General features: G+C 70.8%; 16 protein-coding genes. 12 read left to right on the top strand and 4 right to left on the bottom strand.

Going from position 1 to position 17,340, the window contains the following annotated elements:
- Positions 1–81 precede the first annotated feature (81 nt).
- The 3 genes from EPL00_RS04400 to EPL00_RS04390 all read right to left on the bottom strand — a co-directional run bounded on the left by EPL00_RS04400 (position 82) and on the right by EPL00_RS04390 (position 2,298).
- Positions 82–447, bottom strand: coding sequence for a hypothetical protein (locus EPL00_RS04400; RefSeq protein ID WP_135851641.1), 366 nt, complete (start codon positions 445–447; stop codon positions 82–84).
- A gap of 268 nt (positions 448–715) precedes the next feature.
- Positions 716–1,795: a tubulin/FtsZ family protein gene (locus tag EPL00_RS04395; protein ID WP_135851642.1), complete on the bottom strand. Its 1,080-nt coding sequence runs from the start codon at positions 1,793–1,795 to the stop codon at positions 716–718.
- 167 nt (positions 1,796–1,962) lie between these two features.
- Entirely contained in the window at positions 1,963–2,298 is a 336-nt protein-coding gene (locus tag EPL00_RS04390) for a hypothetical protein (protein WP_135851643.1), read from the bottom strand.
- Positions 2,299–2,400: 102 nt separating this feature from the next.
- On the opposite strand from EPL00_RS04390, the gene EPL00_RS04385 reads away from it, so the two are divergent.
- From EPL00_RS04385 to EPL00_RS04370, 5 genes are all read left to right on the top strand, one after another.
- The gene (locus tag EPL00_RS04385; RefSeq protein ID WP_135851644.1) at positions 2,401–2,958 is read left to right on the top strand and encodes a DUF7310 family coiled-coil domain-containing protein; all 558 of its coding nucleotides are present in this window, start codon (positions 2,401–2,403) and stop codon (positions 2,956–2,958) included.
- Positions 2,955–3,440 (top strand): DUF7311 family protein, encoded by a 486-nt coding sequence (locus EPL00_RS04380; protein WP_135851645.1) that lies wholly within the window; start codon positions 2,955–2,957, stop codon positions 3,438–3,440. Before EPL00_RS04385 ends, EPL00_RS04380 begins: the two co-directional genes overlap by 4 nt.
- Positions 3,441–3,549: 109 nt before the next feature.
- On the top strand, positions 3,550–3,672 hold the full coding sequence (locus EPL00_RS23990) for a hypothetical protein (RefSeq protein WP_274380982.1): 123 nt from the start codon (positions 3,550–3,552) through the stop codon (positions 3,670–3,672).
- Between the two features lie 222 nt (positions 3,673–3,894).
- The gene (locus tag EPL00_RS04375; protein ID WP_135851646.1) at positions 3,895–5,877 is read left to right on the top strand and encodes an ATPase, T2SS/T4P/T4SS family; all 1,983 of its coding nucleotides are present in this window, start codon (positions 3,895–3,897) and stop codon (positions 5,875–5,877) included.
- Positions 5,874–7,655: a type II secretion system protein gene (locus EPL00_RS04370; protein ID WP_135851647.1), complete on the top strand. Its 1,782-nt coding sequence runs from the start codon at positions 5,874–5,876 to the stop codon at positions 7,653–7,655. The genes EPL00_RS04375 and EPL00_RS04370 overlap by 4 nt, the downstream gene beginning before the upstream one ends.
- Before the next feature lie 339 nt (positions 7,656–7,994).
- Here the strand turns inward: EPL00_RS04370 and EPL00_RS04365 are convergent, their stop codons facing one another.
- The gene (locus EPL00_RS04365; RefSeq protein WP_135851648.1) at positions 7,995–9,224 is read right to left on the bottom strand and encodes an N-methyl-L-tryptophan oxidase; all 1,230 of its coding nucleotides are present in this window, start codon (positions 9,222–9,224) and stop codon (positions 7,995–7,997) included.
- Positions 9,225–9,335: 111 nt separating this feature from the next.
- Here EPL00_RS04365 and EPL00_RS04360 point away from each other — a divergent pair, with 111 nt between their 5' ends.
- From EPL00_RS04360 to EPL00_RS04330, 7 genes are all read left to right on the top strand, one after another.
- Positions 9,336–9,800 (top strand): DUF7283 family protein, encoded by a 465-nt coding sequence (locus EPL00_RS04360; protein ID WP_135851649.1) that lies wholly within the window; start codon positions 9,336–9,338, stop codon positions 9,798–9,800.
- A complete protein-coding gene (locus EPL00_RS04355; RefSeq protein ID WP_135851650.1) occupies positions 9,781–10,188 on the top strand; it encodes a DUF7285 family protein in 408 nt (135 codons plus the stop codon). The genes EPL00_RS04360 and EPL00_RS04355 overlap by 20 nt, the downstream gene beginning before the upstream one ends.
- Complete coding sequence (locus EPL00_RS04350; protein ID WP_135851651.1) at positions 10,185–10,727, top strand: DUF7284 family protein; 543 nt, start codon at positions 10,185–10,187, stop codon at positions 10,725–10,727. Before EPL00_RS04355 ends, EPL00_RS04350 begins: the two co-directional genes overlap by 4 nt.
- Positions 10,724–13,912, top strand: a complete 3,189-nt coding sequence (locus EPL00_RS04345; protein WP_135851652.1) for a DUF7286 family protein — start codon at positions 10,724–10,726, stop codon at positions 13,910–13,912. The genes EPL00_RS04350 and EPL00_RS04345 overlap by 4 nt, the downstream gene beginning before the upstream one ends.
- 436 nt (positions 13,913–14,348) lie before the next feature.
- Positions 14,349–14,786 carry a DUF5791 family protein gene (locus EPL00_RS04340; RefSeq protein ID WP_135851653.1) on the top strand — a complete coding sequence of 146 codons (438 nt, stop codon included), beginning with the start codon at positions 14,349–14,351 and terminating at the stop codon, positions 14,784–14,786.
- Between the two features lie 388 nt (positions 14,787–15,174).
- A complete protein-coding gene (locus EPL00_RS04335; RefSeq protein WP_135851654.1) occupies positions 15,175–16,071 on the top strand; it encodes an SDR family oxidoreductase in 897 nt (298 codons plus the stop codon).
- A 61-nt stretch (positions 16,072–16,132) separates the two neighbouring features.
- Positions 16,133–17,323, top strand: a complete 1,191-nt coding sequence (locus EPL00_RS04330) for a DHH family phosphoesterase (RefSeq protein ID WP_135851655.1) — start codon at positions 16,133–16,135, stop codon at positions 17,321–17,323.
- The last annotated feature ends 17 nt before the right edge of the window (positions 17,324–17,340 follow it).

The raw sequence follows: 17,340 nt of genomic DNA, 5'->3' as shown, positions 1-17,340 counted from the left end.
AGGTCTTCGAGAGAGACTTGGTACCGATTCGATTCCGGGGTGGGGAGAGCGACCGATTCTCCCCGCGTGATGTCTACTTCGTTAGGCGATGGTGATCGAGCAGTTCGACGAGTCTTCGACGTAGGGCTCGCCGGTGTTCTTGGTCGACCAGTAGTCACCAGTATCAGTACTGCTGACGCTTCCCGTGATGACGGCCTCGTTGCTCGCGTCGTCGATGGTCACGGTGTCGTCACTCTCGATGTTGCTACTCCCATTCACTTCACTGTCGCCGCCGAGAGGGACTCGGACCTCGTAATAGCCGCTTCCGCTACCGGACTCGTGGGTGATACTGATACCGTAGTCACCGGCCGCCGCAGCGTTGCCGGTGAGACCAGCGGCACCAACTGCGGCTACAGTTGCTTTCGCACCTTTTCGGAGGATCGAACGTCGCGTCTGGAGGTTTTGCATCGCAATCTTTAGTTAGATTACTACAAAATTAAATTTTTTGATTACTACTACGGCACAAACTGTATCTGTCCTATTGACACTAGTCGGCGAGATAGACAGAGTATTAACAATACGTCAAAAACCTAACTAAAACCGACAGTTAGATGCTCGCTAGCTCTCTTCTTCCACACCAGCAAATCGGTCGTCAACAGCGTAACAAAGATGTAATCCTACTGGAGATCCGAACTCCTAGCCAAATTGCCGTGTACCGGGACGTTCACGGAGCGACTTATATTAGGTCCTCTAACTCGTCGTTGTGGAACATCTCGGCGGCGTCCTCGTCGGGTTCGTCGGCCTGCTTGCTCGCCTCCTTGGCGCGTTCGAGGAACTCCTCGATGCGCTCGGAGCGTTCGACCCCGCCCAGCAGGACCAGCGCGGCGAGTCGGCCGCTGTCGAGCGGGAAGTCCCCGCCCCGGACTTGGAGACTGCCGGTCTCCTCTTCGAGCCACTTCCGGGCGCGCTCGACGCCCTTGCGGGGAATCGCGTCCGGTTGCCCGGCGACGACCAGTAGCCCCGAGTCGGCTTCGATGGCGTTCGGGAGGCTGAGGTTGCTCAGGAGGGCCTTCCGGGTCATGGAGGTCACGGTGTTGATGTTCTCCTCGGCCTCCTCGGCGGCCTCCGCGCTGGCGAACCCGAGTGTCGCGATGCCGCCCGAACGGAGGGTGTTGATGACCTCGCTTGAGTCCACGACGCTCTCGCCGACGCCTTCGACCGCCTCGCCCGAGGCGAACAGCAGGCCGACCCGCTGGGCGATGTTCTGGTTTATCTTGTCGAAGGCCTCGCCGACGCTCTCGCCGGAGGTGTGCCACGCGTCGTTGTCGATGAGGAGGGTCGCGTCGGCTTCCCGGACGAGCGTCTTGAGCGAGCGCCCGGCGTTGGCCTGATACATCGCGCCCTCGCCGCGGCCGGGGAGGACGCCTAGTCCGTACACCGGAATCTGGTAGATGCGGTTGAGTTCGCGCGCGAGGACGGGCGCGCCGCCCGACCCCGTGCCGCCGCCGAGTCCCGCGACGACGAAGATGGCCTCGGCTTGGGCGGTGATGCGGCCGTCCAAGGCGTCCATCACTTCCGTCGCGTCGCTCTGCATGACCTCGGCACCCAACTCGTTGTCACCGCCGACGCCGTGGCCCTTCACACGGTCCTGTCCCACGAGAACCGTGTCGAGGTCCAACTCTCGGAGGTCCGTCTTCGCGGAGTTGACCGCGAGCGCTCCCTGTACCGCACCGAAACCCATTTTCTGGTCGTACTGGGCCAGTCGTTGGGTGAGTTTCCCCCCGGCCTGTCCGACACCAATCAGGACGACTTTCATGCGCGGTGAGTCGAATTGACGACTAATCAACCTTCCGGCGTCACTGTCTCGGGAACTCGACAGAAGGCGAAGAACTGCTGGAACTCACGGAAACGTTTGCGGTCCACGCCGAAGTCGGCGTCGAAACCGCGAAGGTATCGACCGACGGCGTTCGCTCGATTCGAGGGTCAGTCGACGTCGTAGCAGCCGACGCCGCCACACATGATGTACTCCGGTGTCGTCGTTATCGAATCGACATCGTAGCAACCGACGCCGTCACACATGATGTACTCCGGTGCCGTCGTTATCGAGTCGGCTGTCGGAGACGATTCCGACAGTGCGTCGTTGTCGTAACAGGCGTCCATGCCACAGTTACCTGACGAGAGCGCAGCCGCCGAACCGACGGCGACGAGGCTGAGCGCAGCGATACCGACGAGGAGTCCGAACGTTTTTCCGTTCATCTTTGGATTGCTTGGGTTTAGCGTGGGGTTCGTTGAAACACACCACGTGATACGTCGTGACACACCACCCATATAAAAATTTTATTAATTAAGCCCCAGAGAAGTATTTTCTCACACAGCGAGCGGTACGTACCTTTAAATCGGAAGGCGCGACCAGCACGTCCCATGTCCGACGCCGACGCACTCGACCGGCGACTCAGCGCCGTGGAGCGCGCGCTGACCGACGACGACAGCGACCTAACCGACCTCCGCGATGCCGCGGAGTTGACACGCGAGGTCGAACGCCTCGCGGCGCGACTCGACGCGACCGAACAGCGCCTCGACGAACTCGACGCCGCGACCCAAGCCCTCCGGGGCTACGTCGGCAACGTCCGCACGGTGAATCAGTCGGTCGAACGACGGGCTGACGCCGCGCTGGCGAAAGCCGAGTCGCTGGAAGCGACGCTCGACGGAGGCGGTCTGGAGCGGCGCGACGGAGGTGAGAGAGAGCGACGCGACAGAGGTGAGAGAGAGCGACACGACGGGCACGACGAGGAGGGACGCGACGGGGCGGCCACGCGACGCGACGACCACGCTCGCTCGCGCCGCGACCGCGGCCGGGACCGCCAGCGCGCTGGCGGGCGAGACGGGGTCGGGTCCGACGCTCGACCCGACGAGGAGACCGACGCCACCGAGACCGACGACGCGGGCGGCCTCCGTGCCCGACTCGCGGGCCTGCTGTGACGCTCCGCCTGCTCCTCGCGGTCGCGGTCGCGGTGGCGCTGGTCGCGGCCGCGACGCCCGCAATCGACCGCGCGCGGGTGTCTCGGGCCGAACTCCTCGCCGAGCGCGACGCGGACCGGCTGGCCGCGGCCGCGACGGCGCTCGCCGCCGAGGAGTCGCCGGGCGCGCGCCGGACGGTCACGGTCTCGCTCCCTCCTCGGTCGCCGACTGCGGCCGCAGTCCTCCTCGCAATCGGTGGCGTAGCGAGCGGTGAGAAAGTCGAGGACTCTCCGGAGCGCGACGTACTCGCGTTCAGCATCGCGGGCGGGCCGCGGCGGGTCCGGCGGGTCGGAACCGACCTGCGCGTGGTTCGGGACGGCGCGGTTGCCGAGTCGGACGCCGCGGCGCTGGTCCTCCGCGGCGGCGAGACGTACGCGGTGACGCTCCGGTTGCGTCGGGTGGACGGGCGACTGACGGTGGTCGTCTCGGCCGAGCGCGAGTAGAGATGCATATAGGATTTCCTCAGCAATATTTGTAATTCTTTAGAGTAGATTAAGATAGTTCGAAGCTACGAGACGAAGGTCGCCGGTAGCAGGGCAACTAGCTTCAGGCTTGAGCTTATCAAACCACCAGCACCGCAACCGCCAGTACCGCAACCGCCAGTACCGCAACCGCCAGTACCGCAACCGCCAGTACCGCAACCGCCAGCACCACAACCGCCCTGCACAGCAGTAGCCTCTCACCTCCCCAACCTCGCGGCCGCATCGCGGCCGCGTCCCTCGCGCGCTGATGGCGCGGCACGAGGCCGCGCCAGCGCGCGCCGAGTAAAACAGTCCACCGAGTACCAACAGTGACCAACAGTCTACCGAGTGACGACCGGGCGACGACTCACCGCCTCGAAAATCCGAGTCGTCCGACGCCGAGAGTTTAAATCCGAGGAGGGGACGACCCCGGCCCATGCGAAACCCGCTCCCGCGCTTCCGCGACGAGGACCCGGACTGTGCCTGCGTCCCTCGCTTCGAGGAGACCCGCCTCTTACTCGACGCCAGCGACTGCCCCGGCGGCGGCGACCTCGCGGCCGAACCGGCCTGCCGCCGAACCGCCATCGACGCCGTGGCCGACCGCGAGGCCGAGTCGGTCGTGACCCGGACCGACCGCCTCGAACGCGCCTACGAGGCCGAATCGGCCGGGCTCCTCGTGGCGGCCGGGCGGTTCGCCGAGCGCGTCGCGTTCTACGACGAGACCCTCGCCGAGCGCACCGAGACCGACCCGTTGGCCGCCGCGCGGGCCGCGCTCGGCCGCGCCGGACCCGTGAGCGACATCGCGGCCGAGACCGGACTCGCGGAGTGCGCCCGCCGCGCCGAGGAGTCCGCGCACCACGCCGACGAAAACGCCCACCACGGCGACGAGTACGCTCACGCGCTCCGTCCCTTCGTCGGCCCGCCAATCGCCAAAGCGCGCGTCGCCGCCGACCCGCCGCCCGACGCGACCCTCGCGGAGACCCGCGACCTCGCCACCGGCGCGACGGTCCGCATCTACGCCGACGAGCGCGCGCTCCGGACCTACCACCTCGAACCGGTCGAACACGGCTTCGACGCGGGCGCGCTCGACGCGTTGGCCGAGGCCTACGGCCTCCTCGCGGAGGGCGCAGTCGCCCAGTCTGGCCTCGGAGCAACCGCCAGCGAGCGCGCACCCGCCAGAGCGGTCAGGCGAGTCGCCGACGCCGACCAACCGGTCGAAGCCATCGCGGCCGCGCTCGCCAAGCACACCCGCGGTTACGGCGTCCTCGCCGACTTCTTCGCCGACCCCGCGGTCTCGGACGTGTTCGCCACCGCGCCGGTCGGCCGAAACCCGCTCCGTGTCACGGTCGGCGGCGAGCGCATGCGGACCAACGTCCGACTCACCGAGGAGGGCGCACGAACACTCGCCTCCCGGTTCCGCCGCGAGAGCGGTCGGGCGTTCTCGCGGGCCGCGCCGACGCTGGACGCGACTGCGGACCTCGACGGGAGCGCCGCGGTCGGCGGGGACGCGACCGCCCCCGACCGCGGCACGGTCCGCGTCGCTGGCGTCACCGACCCCGTGAGCGACGGGCCGGGGTTCGCCTTCCGCGCTCACGACGCGACGCCGTGGACCCTCCCGGCGCTCGTGGCCAACGACACGCTCCCGGCCGACGCCGCGGCCCTCCTCTCGCTCTCGGCCGAGCGCGCCGCGGCCGGACTCGTCGCCGGACCCCGCGGCGCGGGCAAGACGACCCTGCTGGGCGCGCTCTGCTGGGAACTCCCCGCGTCCACCAGAACTGTCGTCATCGAGGACACGCCCGAACTCCCCGTGGCGGCGCTCCAGCGCGGCGGCCGCGATATCCAACCCCTCCGCACCGACACCGACGACGGACCGGGACTCGCGCCCCCGGAAGCCCTCCGAACCGCGCTCCGCCTCGGCGAGGGCGCGCTCGTCGTCGGCGAGGTCCGGGGCGAGGAGGCCGCCGTCCTCTACGAGGCCATGCGCGTCGGCGCGAACGGCGACGCCGTGCTGGGCACCATCCACGGCGACGGCGGCGCGGGCGTCCGCGAGCGGGTCGTCTCGGACCTCGACGTTCCGGCCTCGTCGTTCGCCACGACCGACCTCGTGGTGACGCTCGAAGCCGTCTCGACGCCGGGAGGCAAGCGCCGCCGCGTGAAAGCAATCGAGGAGGTCGGCGGCGACGACGGCGACCGATTCGACGCCCTCTACGCTATCGACTCGGACCGACTCGCCCCGACCGGCCGCATCGACCGGGGCAACAGCGCGCTGGTCGCCGCGCTCGCGGCACCCGACGAATCGTACGCCGACGCGCGCGACGCACTCGCCGACCGCGAGTCCCTGCTCGCGGACCTCGCGCGCCGCGATCGGACCGCCCCGGCGGAAGTCGTCTCGGCCTACGCCGACCGGAGGGCGTCGTGACCCGCGCCGAGCGCATCGCCGACTCGCTAGAACTCCTCGCGCGGTGCTGGCCGTGGCCGGTCGAAGTCGGCGGGACCGGCACCGACGGCGACGACGAGACCGCCGACCTCCCGCGCGCGCTGGCCTACCTCGACGCCGGAGTTGACGCCGAGACGGTCCGCCGGGCGGGTAACGGTGCCGCCGCGCTCGTCGCGCTGGTCGGGACGGTCGTCGCCGCACTCGCCGCATTCGCGCCGCTCGGTTCGAGTACGCTCGGGAGTTCGGTCGTGGCGCTCGCACTCGCACTCACACTCGCACTCGCGCTCGGCGTCGTCTCTCTCTCCCGTCGCGGTCCCGTCGCGTTGGCGACCGCCAGCCGAACCGCCGCGCTCGGGACCGCCCCCGCGCTCGTCGCGCGGGCAGTCCTGCGAACCCGCGTCGAACCCGCGAGCGAGCGCGCGGCCGAGTTCGCCGCCCGCGGGGAGGGCCGACTCGCCGCGGCGCTCGCGGACCACGTTCGGCGGGCCGAGGGGACGCCACGCTCCGGACTCGCGGCGTTCGGCGCGGCGTGGGCCGACTGGAACCCGCCGCTCCGGCGGGCGGTCCTCCTCGTGGAGTCGGCCGCGGACGCGCCCGCCGGAGAGCGAGAGACCGCGCTGGACCGCGCGATGACCGCGATTCTCGACGGGACTCACGACCGGATGGCCGCCTTCGCCGAGGAGGTCCGGGGACCGACCACCGCGCTGTACGCGTTCGGCGTTCTCCTCCCGCTCGCGCTGGTCGCGGTCCTGCCCGCGGCGCGCGTGGCCGGGGTCCCGCTCTCGATTCCCGTCTTGGTGGTCGTCTACGACCTCCTGTTGCCCGCCGCGCTGGTCGCGGCCGGTGGGTGGCTCGCGGTCCGGCGACCGGCCGCGTTCCCGCCGCCCGACGTGTCGCGGGACCACCCCGACGTGCCCGACCGGCGCTGGCCCGCGGTCGGCGCGGGAGTCGCGGTCGGCGCGGGACTCCTCGCGCTCGTCACCCTCACGCCGCTTCCCGGTTGGACGCGCTGGCCCGCGATGGGGGGCACGGGACTGGGGACCGCGCTGGTCTGGTGGTTCCGGCCGGTCGAGGAGGTCCGGGCTGACGCCCGCGCCGCGGAGGCGAACCTGACCGACGCGCTCTATCTGGTCGGCAGGCGGGTCCGAGACGGCGCGGCCGTCGAGACCGCAATCGCCGAGGCCGCGCCGGAGGTCGCCGGTCGGACCGGCGAGATGCTGGCCGACGCCGCAGGGATTCAGCGACGACTCCGTGTCGGCGTCCGCGAGGCGTTCCTCGGCGAGTACGGCGCGCTCGCCGACGTGCCGAGTTCCCAATCCCGGAGCGTCGCCTCCCTATTAGCCATCGCGGCGCGGGAGGGCCGACCCGCCGGGCGGGCAATCGTGGCGATGGCAGACCACGTCGAGGACCTCCAGCGCGTCGAGCGCGAGGCCCGCCGGGAACTCGCCAGCGTGACCGGGACGCTCCGGAACACTGCCGCAATCTTCGGCCCGCTGGTCGGCGGGGCTACAATCGCGCTCGCCGACGGGATGGCCGCGGGAGCGGGAACGGGAACGCTCGGCGAGCCACTCCCGACCGCGGCGCTCGGCGTCGCCGTCTCGACCTACGTCCTGCTGATGGCGGCCGTGCTGACCGCGCTGGCGACCGGACTGGAGCGGGGCTTCGACCGCGGTCTCGTGGGCTACCGGGTCGGACTGGCGCTCCTGTGTGCGGTCGGGTCGCTCCTCGTCGGCTTCGTCGGCGCGGGGTTCGCGGCGTGAGTTCGGGCGAACGACAGGTGGTGCTCGACCGACCGGTCTACGGGACCGCGCTCGACCGACCAGTCCACGGGACCGCTCTGCCGCCACAGACCACGGGATGCGCCGGAAGACAAACCGCGTCTTCCGAGCCTCACCTCGCCACGCTCGGTGAGACGCCGCGTCCCCGCTCGCGCTCGCAGTTCTGCGCGAGCGGGGACGCACGTGGGGAGGTTCGGGGCGCGGTGCGGGGCGGTCCGGTGCTGTGCGGTCGCGGTGACTCCGTGGCGTCGGCAACAGTTCGCTCTCGGCCACCGACAGTCACGGTATCTCACCGAGGAGAACCCGCCGTCGTGACGAACGTTACCCGAGAGTCAACTGGTCGAAGCGGTCGATGGCGAACTGGTCGATGGGGTGGTCGGTCTCGCCGTCGGTTGCCAAATCCGCGAGAACGGACCCCATCACGCTCGAAAACTTGAACCCGTGGCCCGAGAATCCCGCGGCGACCGCGACCTGCGGATGGTCGGGGTGGGTGTCCACGACGAATCGCTCGTCCGGCGTGTTCGTGAACAGGCACGTCGAGAGGCGCATGGTCGGTCCCGCGGCGTCCGCGAAGTAGCCCTCGACGTACTCGCGCAGAAGCTCCTCGTCTCTCGCGGTCGGTTCGCGGTGCATCTCGTCGGGGTCCACCGTCTCGCGCCGGTGGTTGTACTTCCCGACCTTGACGCCCGGCACGCCGTGAATCGGGAAGCCGTAGAAGTACCCCTCGTCACACCGCATCGAGAAGACGGGGAACGACTCCGGCGCGAATCGGTCGGGGTCGTCGGGTTGGAACCAGCCCAAGACCTGCCGCTCGGGTTCCAGCACGGGCGCGAGTTCGGGCAGGAGTTTGCCGGTCCACGCGCCCGCCGCGAAGACGAGCGAGTCGGCTTCGTAGGTCGTGGTGTCGCCGGTTGTGGTGTCGCCGGTCGCGGTCGCGTCGTCGGTCGTCTCGCCCGCGCCGTCGAGCGCCGACGCCGCTTCGACTTCGACGCCGCCGTCGTCGAGCGCGCGCCAGTCGCGGACCGCCGTCCGAGCGCGGATTTCGGCTCCGCGGGCCTGCGCGCCCTCGACGTGCGCGACGATGCACTCCTCGGGGACGACGAACCCGCCCTGCGGTTGGAACACCGCGCGGAACTCCTCGGGCACGTCGTAGCCGGGAAAGCGGTCGTTCAGTTCGGCTCCCGACAGCACGTCGTGGTCGAGGTCGTGTTCCCGGCAGGCCCGGCGCGCGCCCTCGAAAATCTCGCTGTCCGGCGGCCCGACCGCGACCGAACCGGTCTCGTGGACGATCTCCTCGCCGCGCTCGTCGCCGAGGGCGGCCCACTCGTCGTAGGCCGAGCGGAGCAGGGGGACGTAGGAGGGATGCTCATAGTACGCCAGTCGGATGATTCGGGTGTAGCCGTGCGAGGAGCCCCGCGTGTGGGGTACGTCGTAGCGTTCTAAACCCAGAACGTCCCGCCCGCGGTCGGCGAGGTGGTACGCCGCGGCGCTTCCCATCCCGCCGACGCCGACGACGATGGCGTCGTACCGGTCCGAATCGCTGGTGGACATACGGGGTGAGTCGTCCGGCCGGGCCTAATTCGCTCCGGTTGCGCGAGTCGTTCCGACGGCGCGTCGCGTACACCCTCGACTTTAAACCCGAAGACGGGACGAACCCGGCCCATGTTCGACGCACCAGTCGAGACGTGGTATCTCTGGGTCGGCCTCGCGCTGGCCAGCACCACCGCGGTCGGTCTCGCGGCGACGCTCCCGCGGGCACCGCCGCCGGACGCCCCGAGCGCCGCCGCCACCGTCGATTCCGTCGCGGCGAGCGCCCACGAGACGACCGGGGTCCACCCGCTCGCGGCCGAGGAGACCCGCGTCGGTCCCTACCGCCTCTGGCTCCGGGACGACGGCGCGACTGGCCACGCGACGTTCGCCTACGGGCCGGTGACGCCGGTCCGGCGCGACACCGCGCTCTGGGACGTGTTGCAGGGGACGCCGCCCGAGAACGCGTTCTCCGCTCCCGCCGAGTTCCGGCGCGCCGGGGCTGCCGCGCGCGACCGGACGCCGACGTGGCGCTCGCGCGAGCAGTTGACCGTCCGGCGGGTCTCGTGGGAGGGCGTCGATGTCACGCTGGTCGGATAGCGACTTCCCCCACCCGGAGCGCGCGCAGGTCGAACCCCTCGCGGCGCTCGCGGCCGTCTTCGCGGTCGGCGTCGCGCTGTCGGCGTACGCCGGTCTCCTCGGGGACGTGATTCCGACGCCCGACCGGAACCTCGCGGACCCAGCCGTCGAGCGAGCGGCGCGCGCGATTTCCGAGACCGGCGTCGCGGACCCCCAGTCGCTCGCCGCGGGACTGCGCGCCGGTCCGGCGGGATACCGAGTCAATCTGACCCTCCGGACGGCCGACGAGTCGTGGCAGGCCGGGCCGACCCCGCCGCCGAGCGCCGACGCGGCCCGCCGCGCCGTGAGCGTCCGCGTCGCGCCGGGGAGCGTCCGGCCCGGCCGCCTCCGCGCGGAGGTGTGGTCGTGAGAGCAATCAGCACGGTGCTGGACGTGTCGCTCTGCCTGCTGTTGGTCTCGGCGAGCGCGGTGACGCTGGCCGGGACGCCAGCGGGGGAGAAAAGACCCGAACGTGCGGTCGCGCCCGAGGAGGCCGACCGGACCGCCGCCCTGCTGGCGACGAGTACCGCGAGCGTGACCTATCGCTCGCCCTCCTCGTTCTCGCCCCCGGCGTCTGCCGAGCGGTCCGCCGCGAGCGCCGCCAAGCATCGAAATCGGACGGTTCACGACACACTCGCCGGACTGTTAGCGAGTGCGGTCAGGGCGAAAGCGAGTCGAAACGCGACTGCCTTCCTCCGGGCGGTCACGACCCGAGTCGGTCGAACGCTCCGCCGAGCCGATATCCGGGCGCGAGTCGTCGCGCGCCCGGCGTTCGCATCGAGTTCCACTCCGACCGACCGCCCCGCCCGCGTCGCCGCCGGTCCTGCGCCGCCCCCGGACGCCGACGTGTCCGCGGCCGCGTTCGCGGTCCGGGGCGTCACCGTCTCGGTCAGGACGTGGTCGCGGTGAGACTGGCCGAGGACCGGCGCGGCCGGGTCCCCTTCGCGCTCGTCGGCGTCCTCCTGCTGGTCGGGAGCGCGGCCCTCAGCGCCTCGCTGGCGGGTGGTCCGGCTCCTCGGACCGACGATTCGGTCGGGGTGGCGGTCGAGCGCGCGACGGCCGCGACGAACAGCGCGCTCCGCGGCGCGGTCGCCGAGGCCGGACGGGAGGCCGCGAGCGCCCCGGTGACGCTCCCGGCGAACTCCACGGCGGGCCGCGCGCTGAACTCCTCGACGCCGTTCCGCGACGCGCTCCGAATCCGAATCTATCTGGCGGCGCGCGAGGCGCTGGGCGAGGTCTCGGTCCGGACCGGCGGTGGCGACGCCGGGCGAGTCCGGGCCGCGGTCTCGCTCCCGCCGATACGCAACGCCTCGGACCTCCGGGCGGCCAAGCGCCGCGTCGAAATCGAACCGGCGGGCGGAGAGAACGAATCCCGGAGCGCCGAGAACGCCGGGTTGCGCGTCCGCATCCGGAACGTCTCGGTCACTGCGACGCGAGGAGGTCGCGTCGTCGCACGCGAGCGACTCGCGCCCGAGTTGGTCGTGGCGACGCCCGCGCTGGCGCTCCACGAGCGCACCGAACGTTTCGAGTCGCGGCTGAATCGCGGCCCGCTCGCGCCCGGTCTCGGCCAGCGACTCACCGCGCGACTCTACGCGATAACGTGGGCGCGGGGCTACGCCCAGTACGGCGGCGCGCCCGTCGAGAACGTGCTGGCGAACCGCCACGTCGAACTCGCCGCGAACGGCGCGCTCCTGCGCGAACAGCGGGCGGCGTTCGGCCGGAGCGACCCGCGAGCGCGCCGGGCGGTCGCGTGGGCGACCGCCCGCGTTGGCGCGACCGACCTGCTCACCGCGGCGAACGCCCGGAGAGGGTCGGCCCGAACCGACCAACTCCTCGCCGCCGCGAAGGACTACCAGAAGCGCAATCCGATGCCCGGCGGCGCGACGAGCAGGAATCTGAGCGAGCGGTCGCGCGCCGGTCGGAAGACGTTCCGGGTCGGCGTGAACCGGACCGCGGACCGCGCGTTCGCGGCGCTCGTGACCGGCGCGAACGGGACCGACCTCGCTGGCGTCCTGCGGTCGGCGTACGCCGCGGAGGCACGTCTCGTCGCCGCGGTCCGCGAGAGTGAGGGCAGGAGCGAAACCCGCCCCGCGCCGGAGTCGCCGGGCGCGAACTGGACGCTCCGCAGTACTGAGGTCCGGACGGAGACGGCAGTCGAGCGGTCGGCGGGCGACGCGGCCGGGAACGACCTCTCGCTCGGCACGCCCGAGGAGTACCACCTCCTCGACAGTGAGCCGCGCCGGGTCGTCCGGACACACGCGCTGGTCGCCGAGTGGGTCCGCGAGCGCGACCGAAACGAGACGAGACGCGGGAACGAGACGACTCGCGGGACCGCCGCCGACACGCGCCGGACCGTCCAACGTTGGACCGACGAGTTCGTCGTGCGCGTCGGCGTGGCGGGAAGCCACCGGGTGAACAGCGAGGTTGCGCCGTCGCGCCCCGTCTCGGGCGTCCACGAGCGCGGCGGCGCGCTCGACGGGCCGAACTTCCGGAGTCTGGCCCGGCGGGCGACCGACGCGGTGGTCGAGACGCGGGGCGGGTTCGACGCGTTGGCGCGGCGGGCGGTCGATGGAACGCTGGACACGCGGCCCGAGTCGGTCGTCGGGCGACGGGCGACGGGTCTCCGGCGGTGGGTCTACCGGGACCTCGCCGCCCTGCGCGAGCGCGTCCGGAACCTCTCGGTGACGGTCGCTCGGAACCGGGCCGTCGGCGGGGAGCCGCCGACCGCCGACCTCGCTCGCGCAGTCCGGAGTCAGCGGGCGGACCTCCTCGACGCTCCCGCCCGCTACGACGGCGTGGCCGACCGGGCGCGGGTCGCGGCACGGGCGGCGTATCTCGGGAGACTCCTCGGGCGGTTGGACGCGCGGGCGGAGCGGGAGTCGCAAACGCGGCAGGGGCTTTCGGGTGCGCTCGGCGACGCTGGCGTGTCGCTCGACCGCGCCCGGAAGATTCTGCGCGCTCGGACGACGCCCGAGTCCCCGCCGCCGCGACCGCTCCCCGCCGACGGGCCGGGGCGGTCGCTGAATCTGAGCGTCGCTGGCGCGCCGCCCTATCTCACGCTGGCGGGTCTCGACCACGAGGAGGTCGCCGCGATTCCGGCCGAGGGCGAGACCCATCCCCTCGCGGCGCGGAACGAGAACGTCTTCGCGGTGCCGTACGGCGACGCCGCGGAGTCGGTCGCGGCGGCGGTGGTCGGCGACGGCGGGGCGGGCGAGACCGACCTCCGGACCGCCGCGCTGGCGCTCCGGGCCGCGAATCGGACGGTCGCGGAGACGGGGAACGAGTCGGTGGCCGACGAGACGAATCGAAGCCTCGTCCGGCGACGCGACGCGCTTCGGGGGGCGCTCGCGGCGTCGATGCGAGACCTTCGCCGTGAGGTGGTCGCCGGGATGGCCCTGTCGCGGTTCGACCTGACCGAGCGCGAGCGCCGGGCCGCGGTCCGGTCGGGACTGGCGCGGTGGAACACCACTGCCGGGCGGGCGCTCGCGGTGGCGAACGGGTCGGCGGGGCGGGCCATCGCGGCGGCGCTGGTCCGCGAGCGACCCGCGCTCGGACGGCCCGACCGACGCGACTGGGTGCGCCTCCGGGCGGAGTTGGCGGTCGAGTCGGCCCGCGGGTCGGTGGCGGAGATACCCCGCGAGACGGTGAACGAGACCGCGAGCGTGACCCGACAGGTCGCCCAGACCGCGCTCAAGCAGGCGGTGACGACCGGTCTCGCCAATGCGACTGAACTCGCCAGCGAGCGGTGGTTCGGCGAGGTCTTGGGTGCGGTCCCCGCCGGGTTGCCCGTCGCACCCGTGCCGGGCTACTGGTACGCGACGCTCAACGTCTGGTCGGTGGACGTGCGCGGGAAGTACGCCCGCTTCGCGGTCGCCGCGCCGCAGGGGCCGCCCGGCGAGTCGGCGGTCTACGTGCGGGAGGCCGGACAAGTGAGGGTGGACTGGGACGGCGACGGGGAGCGGGAACTCCTCGGGCGCACGACGCCGGTCGCCTTCGAGACCGAGACGGTCGTCGTCGTGGTCGTGCCGCCGGGTCCGCCGGGCGTCGGCGACCGGGACGGAAACCGCGACGAGACCTCGCCGGGGTGGTCGTGAGTCGCGGCGCGAGGCTCTCAGTTTCGATTCGGGACGCGAAATCTCGCCGACGACCGGACCGCGCCAACGACACCGACGACTGGGCCGTGCCAACGACACCGAGGACCCGGCGCGCGCTGGCGCGACCCCTCGCGGGTCGCGCCATCAGCGCGCGAGGGCCGAGTAGCGCACGTCGGAGCGAAGCGGAGACGAGCAACGCAGGCGGTTGGGGAGGACGCGGTGCGGTGGCGTGCGGTCGCGGTGCGGTCTGATAGGGGTCGGCGATAGTCTGCGGTGCAGTGCCGTGCGGTCGCGGTGCCGCAGGGTGGCACTCCGAGGAGAGTCGGTGGTGGTGGAATCGGACGAAAGTCGAACCACTTCCCGGACGAACGACCGCCCCGAAACACACGTCTATCGAAGTGAAACTCCTTTCACCACGGGGCTCCTCGCTTCGACCATGATTTACGACGACATCGAGGAGCCCGATGCCACGTCGCCCGAAACCCTCCGCGAGGAGTACGTCGCCGACCTCGCGGCCATCGTCGAGACCCACGGCGTCGAATCGGTCGCCGACGAGACGGGCGTGGACCGCGCCACCGTCGAGGCGCTGGCCGACGAGGAGTCCGGCGTCGCCGACGAACTGACCTTGGAGGACGCGGCCGCCATTTCGGCGCTAGCCGACGAGGCTCCTCCGGCCGACGCCATCGTCGCGGAAATTCGGGACACCCTGCTGATGGGGATGACGACGGCGGTCCTCGACGTGGACACCATCGCGGCCGAAATTGACGCCGAGATGGACGGCAAGCAGGTTCACCAGAAGGTCGAGGGGCGCTCGCCGATGACGCTCGCGGAGTACGCGACGCTCCACCACTTCATCGCGAGTCGTCAGCGATAGATTTTCGTTCGGAGTTCAGTTTTGCCGGTGGTTGGGTCGGTCTCGACGCTCGAAACGGTGCATCCGAAGATGAAAAGCTAGTTTCAGACTTGAGCAAAGGAGTCTACCGCGACCGCACGGCACTGCACCCGCACAGAAACGGCCACGTCCTCCCCACCCGATTGCGTTGCTCGTCTCCGCTTCGCTCCGACCTGCGCTACTCATCCCTCGCGCGCCGATGGCGCGGCATGAAGCCGCGCCAGCGCGCGCCGAGTCGGAAGGTCCACCGGTCAGTGCCCGAGATAGTACAAAGCGTTCTAAAGAAGCTCTATAGGCGCGGTTCACAAATGAAATTATGCCTCCAGCTATCGTCGCGGGAGTTATCCCGGCCACACCCCTACGCAAAATCATGAACGTAGCGATACTCGGATGCGGCTACGTCGGTCTCGAACTCGGTCGCCAACTGACCGCCGCGGGCCACCGCGCGGTGGGCGTCCGGCGCTCCGAGGAGGGCCTCGCCGAAATCGAAGACGCGGGCTTCGAGGCGGTGCAGGCCGACGTGACCGACGCCGATTCGCTGGCCGCGGTGCCCGACGCCGACGCCCTCGTCTTCGCGGCGAGTTCCGGCGGGCGCGACGCGGCGGCCGCCCGCGAGGTGTACGTGGAGGGGTTACACACCGCTATCGAAGAGTTCGGCGAGCGAGACGACCCGCCGGAACGACTGGTCTACACGTCCAGCACGGGCGTCTACGGCGACCACGGCGGCGACTGGGTGGACGAGGAGACTCCGCTGGACCCCCAGACCGACAAGACCGAAGTGTTGGCCGAGGCCGAGCGCGTGGCCCTCGAAGCGAGCGCGGACCGCGGCATCGACGGCACCGTCGCGCGCCTCGCCGGAATCTACGGGCCGGGCCGGACCCGACTGGAGCGGTATCTGGAGGGACCGGTCACGGAGGGGTATCTGAACATGATTCACCGCGACGACGCCGCGGGCGCGGTCCGGTTCCTCTTGGATGAGGACCGCGCCCGCGGCGAAGTCGTGCTGGTCGTGGACGACGAACCGGTCTCGAAGTGGGAGTTGGCCGACTGGCTCGCCGACGAGTGCGGCGAACCCGCCCCGCCAAAGCAGACCACCGACGAGCGACTGGCCGACGACGACCTCTCCGAGCGCGTCGAGCGCCGGATTCTGACCAGCAAGCGATGCGACAACGCGAAGTTGCGGGACCTCGGCTACGAGTTCAGCTACCCGACCTATCGGGAGGGTTACCGGGCCGAAATCGACGCGTACCGGAACCAATCGGTGTAGACCTCTCAAATTTCTACATCTCGGGAAAATTTCTTGTTCGTCGGGGTTGTCAGTGCGAGCCATGCAACTGCCGGTCGTCCCGGAACTCCGGGTTCGGGAAGTCGTACGGGCCGCCGAGACGTACGGCCTGAGTTCGCCCGAACTCGCGGGGGCCGCCGCGCTCGGAGCGATAGCGTTGGTCGCGTCGCTGTGGCTGGTCGTCCGCTGGATTCGGCGGCCGATGGGTGCCAAGCTCAAGCGCGCGCTGGCCAAGCGCGACGAGGTTGCAATCCTGATGCACCCCAATCCGGACCCGGACGCGATGGCCTGCGCCATCGGGGTCGCGCACTTGGCCAGCGAGGTCGGCACCGACGCGAGTCTCCAGTTCGCAGGCCAGATTCGCCACCAGCAGAACCGCGCGTTCCGGACCGTCCTCGACCTCGACTTCGAGCAGATAGACCACGTGCGGGAACTGGCCTGCGAGGAGGTCGTCTTGGTGGACCACAACACGCCGCGGGGCTTCGAGGAGGCCGAGCGACTCGAACCCTACGCGGTCGTTGACCACCACCCCGGAAACGGGACCGGCGAGCGGTTCACCGACCAGCGCACCGACTACGGGGCCTGCGCGACAATCGTCGCCGAATACCTCGAAGACGTGGGCGGGACGCCGGTCGCTCCCGACGACGACCCCGGCGACGTGGACGGCATGACGGTTCCCCCGGAAATCTCGACGGGCCTGCTCTACGGCGTCCAGAGCGACACCAAGCACCTCACCAACGGCTGTACCGGCGCGGAGTTCGAGGCCGCGGCGTACCTCTACGAGGGAGTGGACGAGGACCTGCTGGACCGCATCGCCAACCCGCAGGTCAGCGCCGAGGTGCTGGAAGTCAAGTCCCGCGCCATCTCCCAGCGCGACGTTCGCGGGTCGTTCGCGGTCAGCGACGTGGGCCGAGTGAACAACGTCGATGCCATCCCGCAGGCCGCCGACGAACTCCTCCAGTTGGAGGGCGTGACCGCGGTGGTCGTCTACGGGCGGCGCGACGAGACGGTCCACGTCTCCGGCCGGTCGCGCGACGACCGGGTCCACATGGGGAAGGCGCTCGAAACCGTCGCCGACGACGTTCCCGGCGCGAGCGCGGGCGGCCACGCTCGCATGGGCGGCGGACAGGTCCCGGTAGACGGCGCGGTCTACGCCAACGGCGGGGAGGCCGCGATGTGGTCCCAAGCCGAACTCGCCGACGACGTGTTCGCCGCGCTCAACGGCGACGTGTAGCCCGCAGTTCCATGCCG

The organism is Halorussus salinus, from assembly GCF_004765815.2.
In the GTDB taxonomy this organism is placed as follows: domain Archaea; phylum Halobacteriota; class Halobacteria; order Halobacteriales; family Haladaptataceae; genus Halorussus; species Halorussus salinus.
Note: the sequence above shows the minus strand (reverse complement) of the source record. Positions and strands in the feature narration are given on the sequence as shown.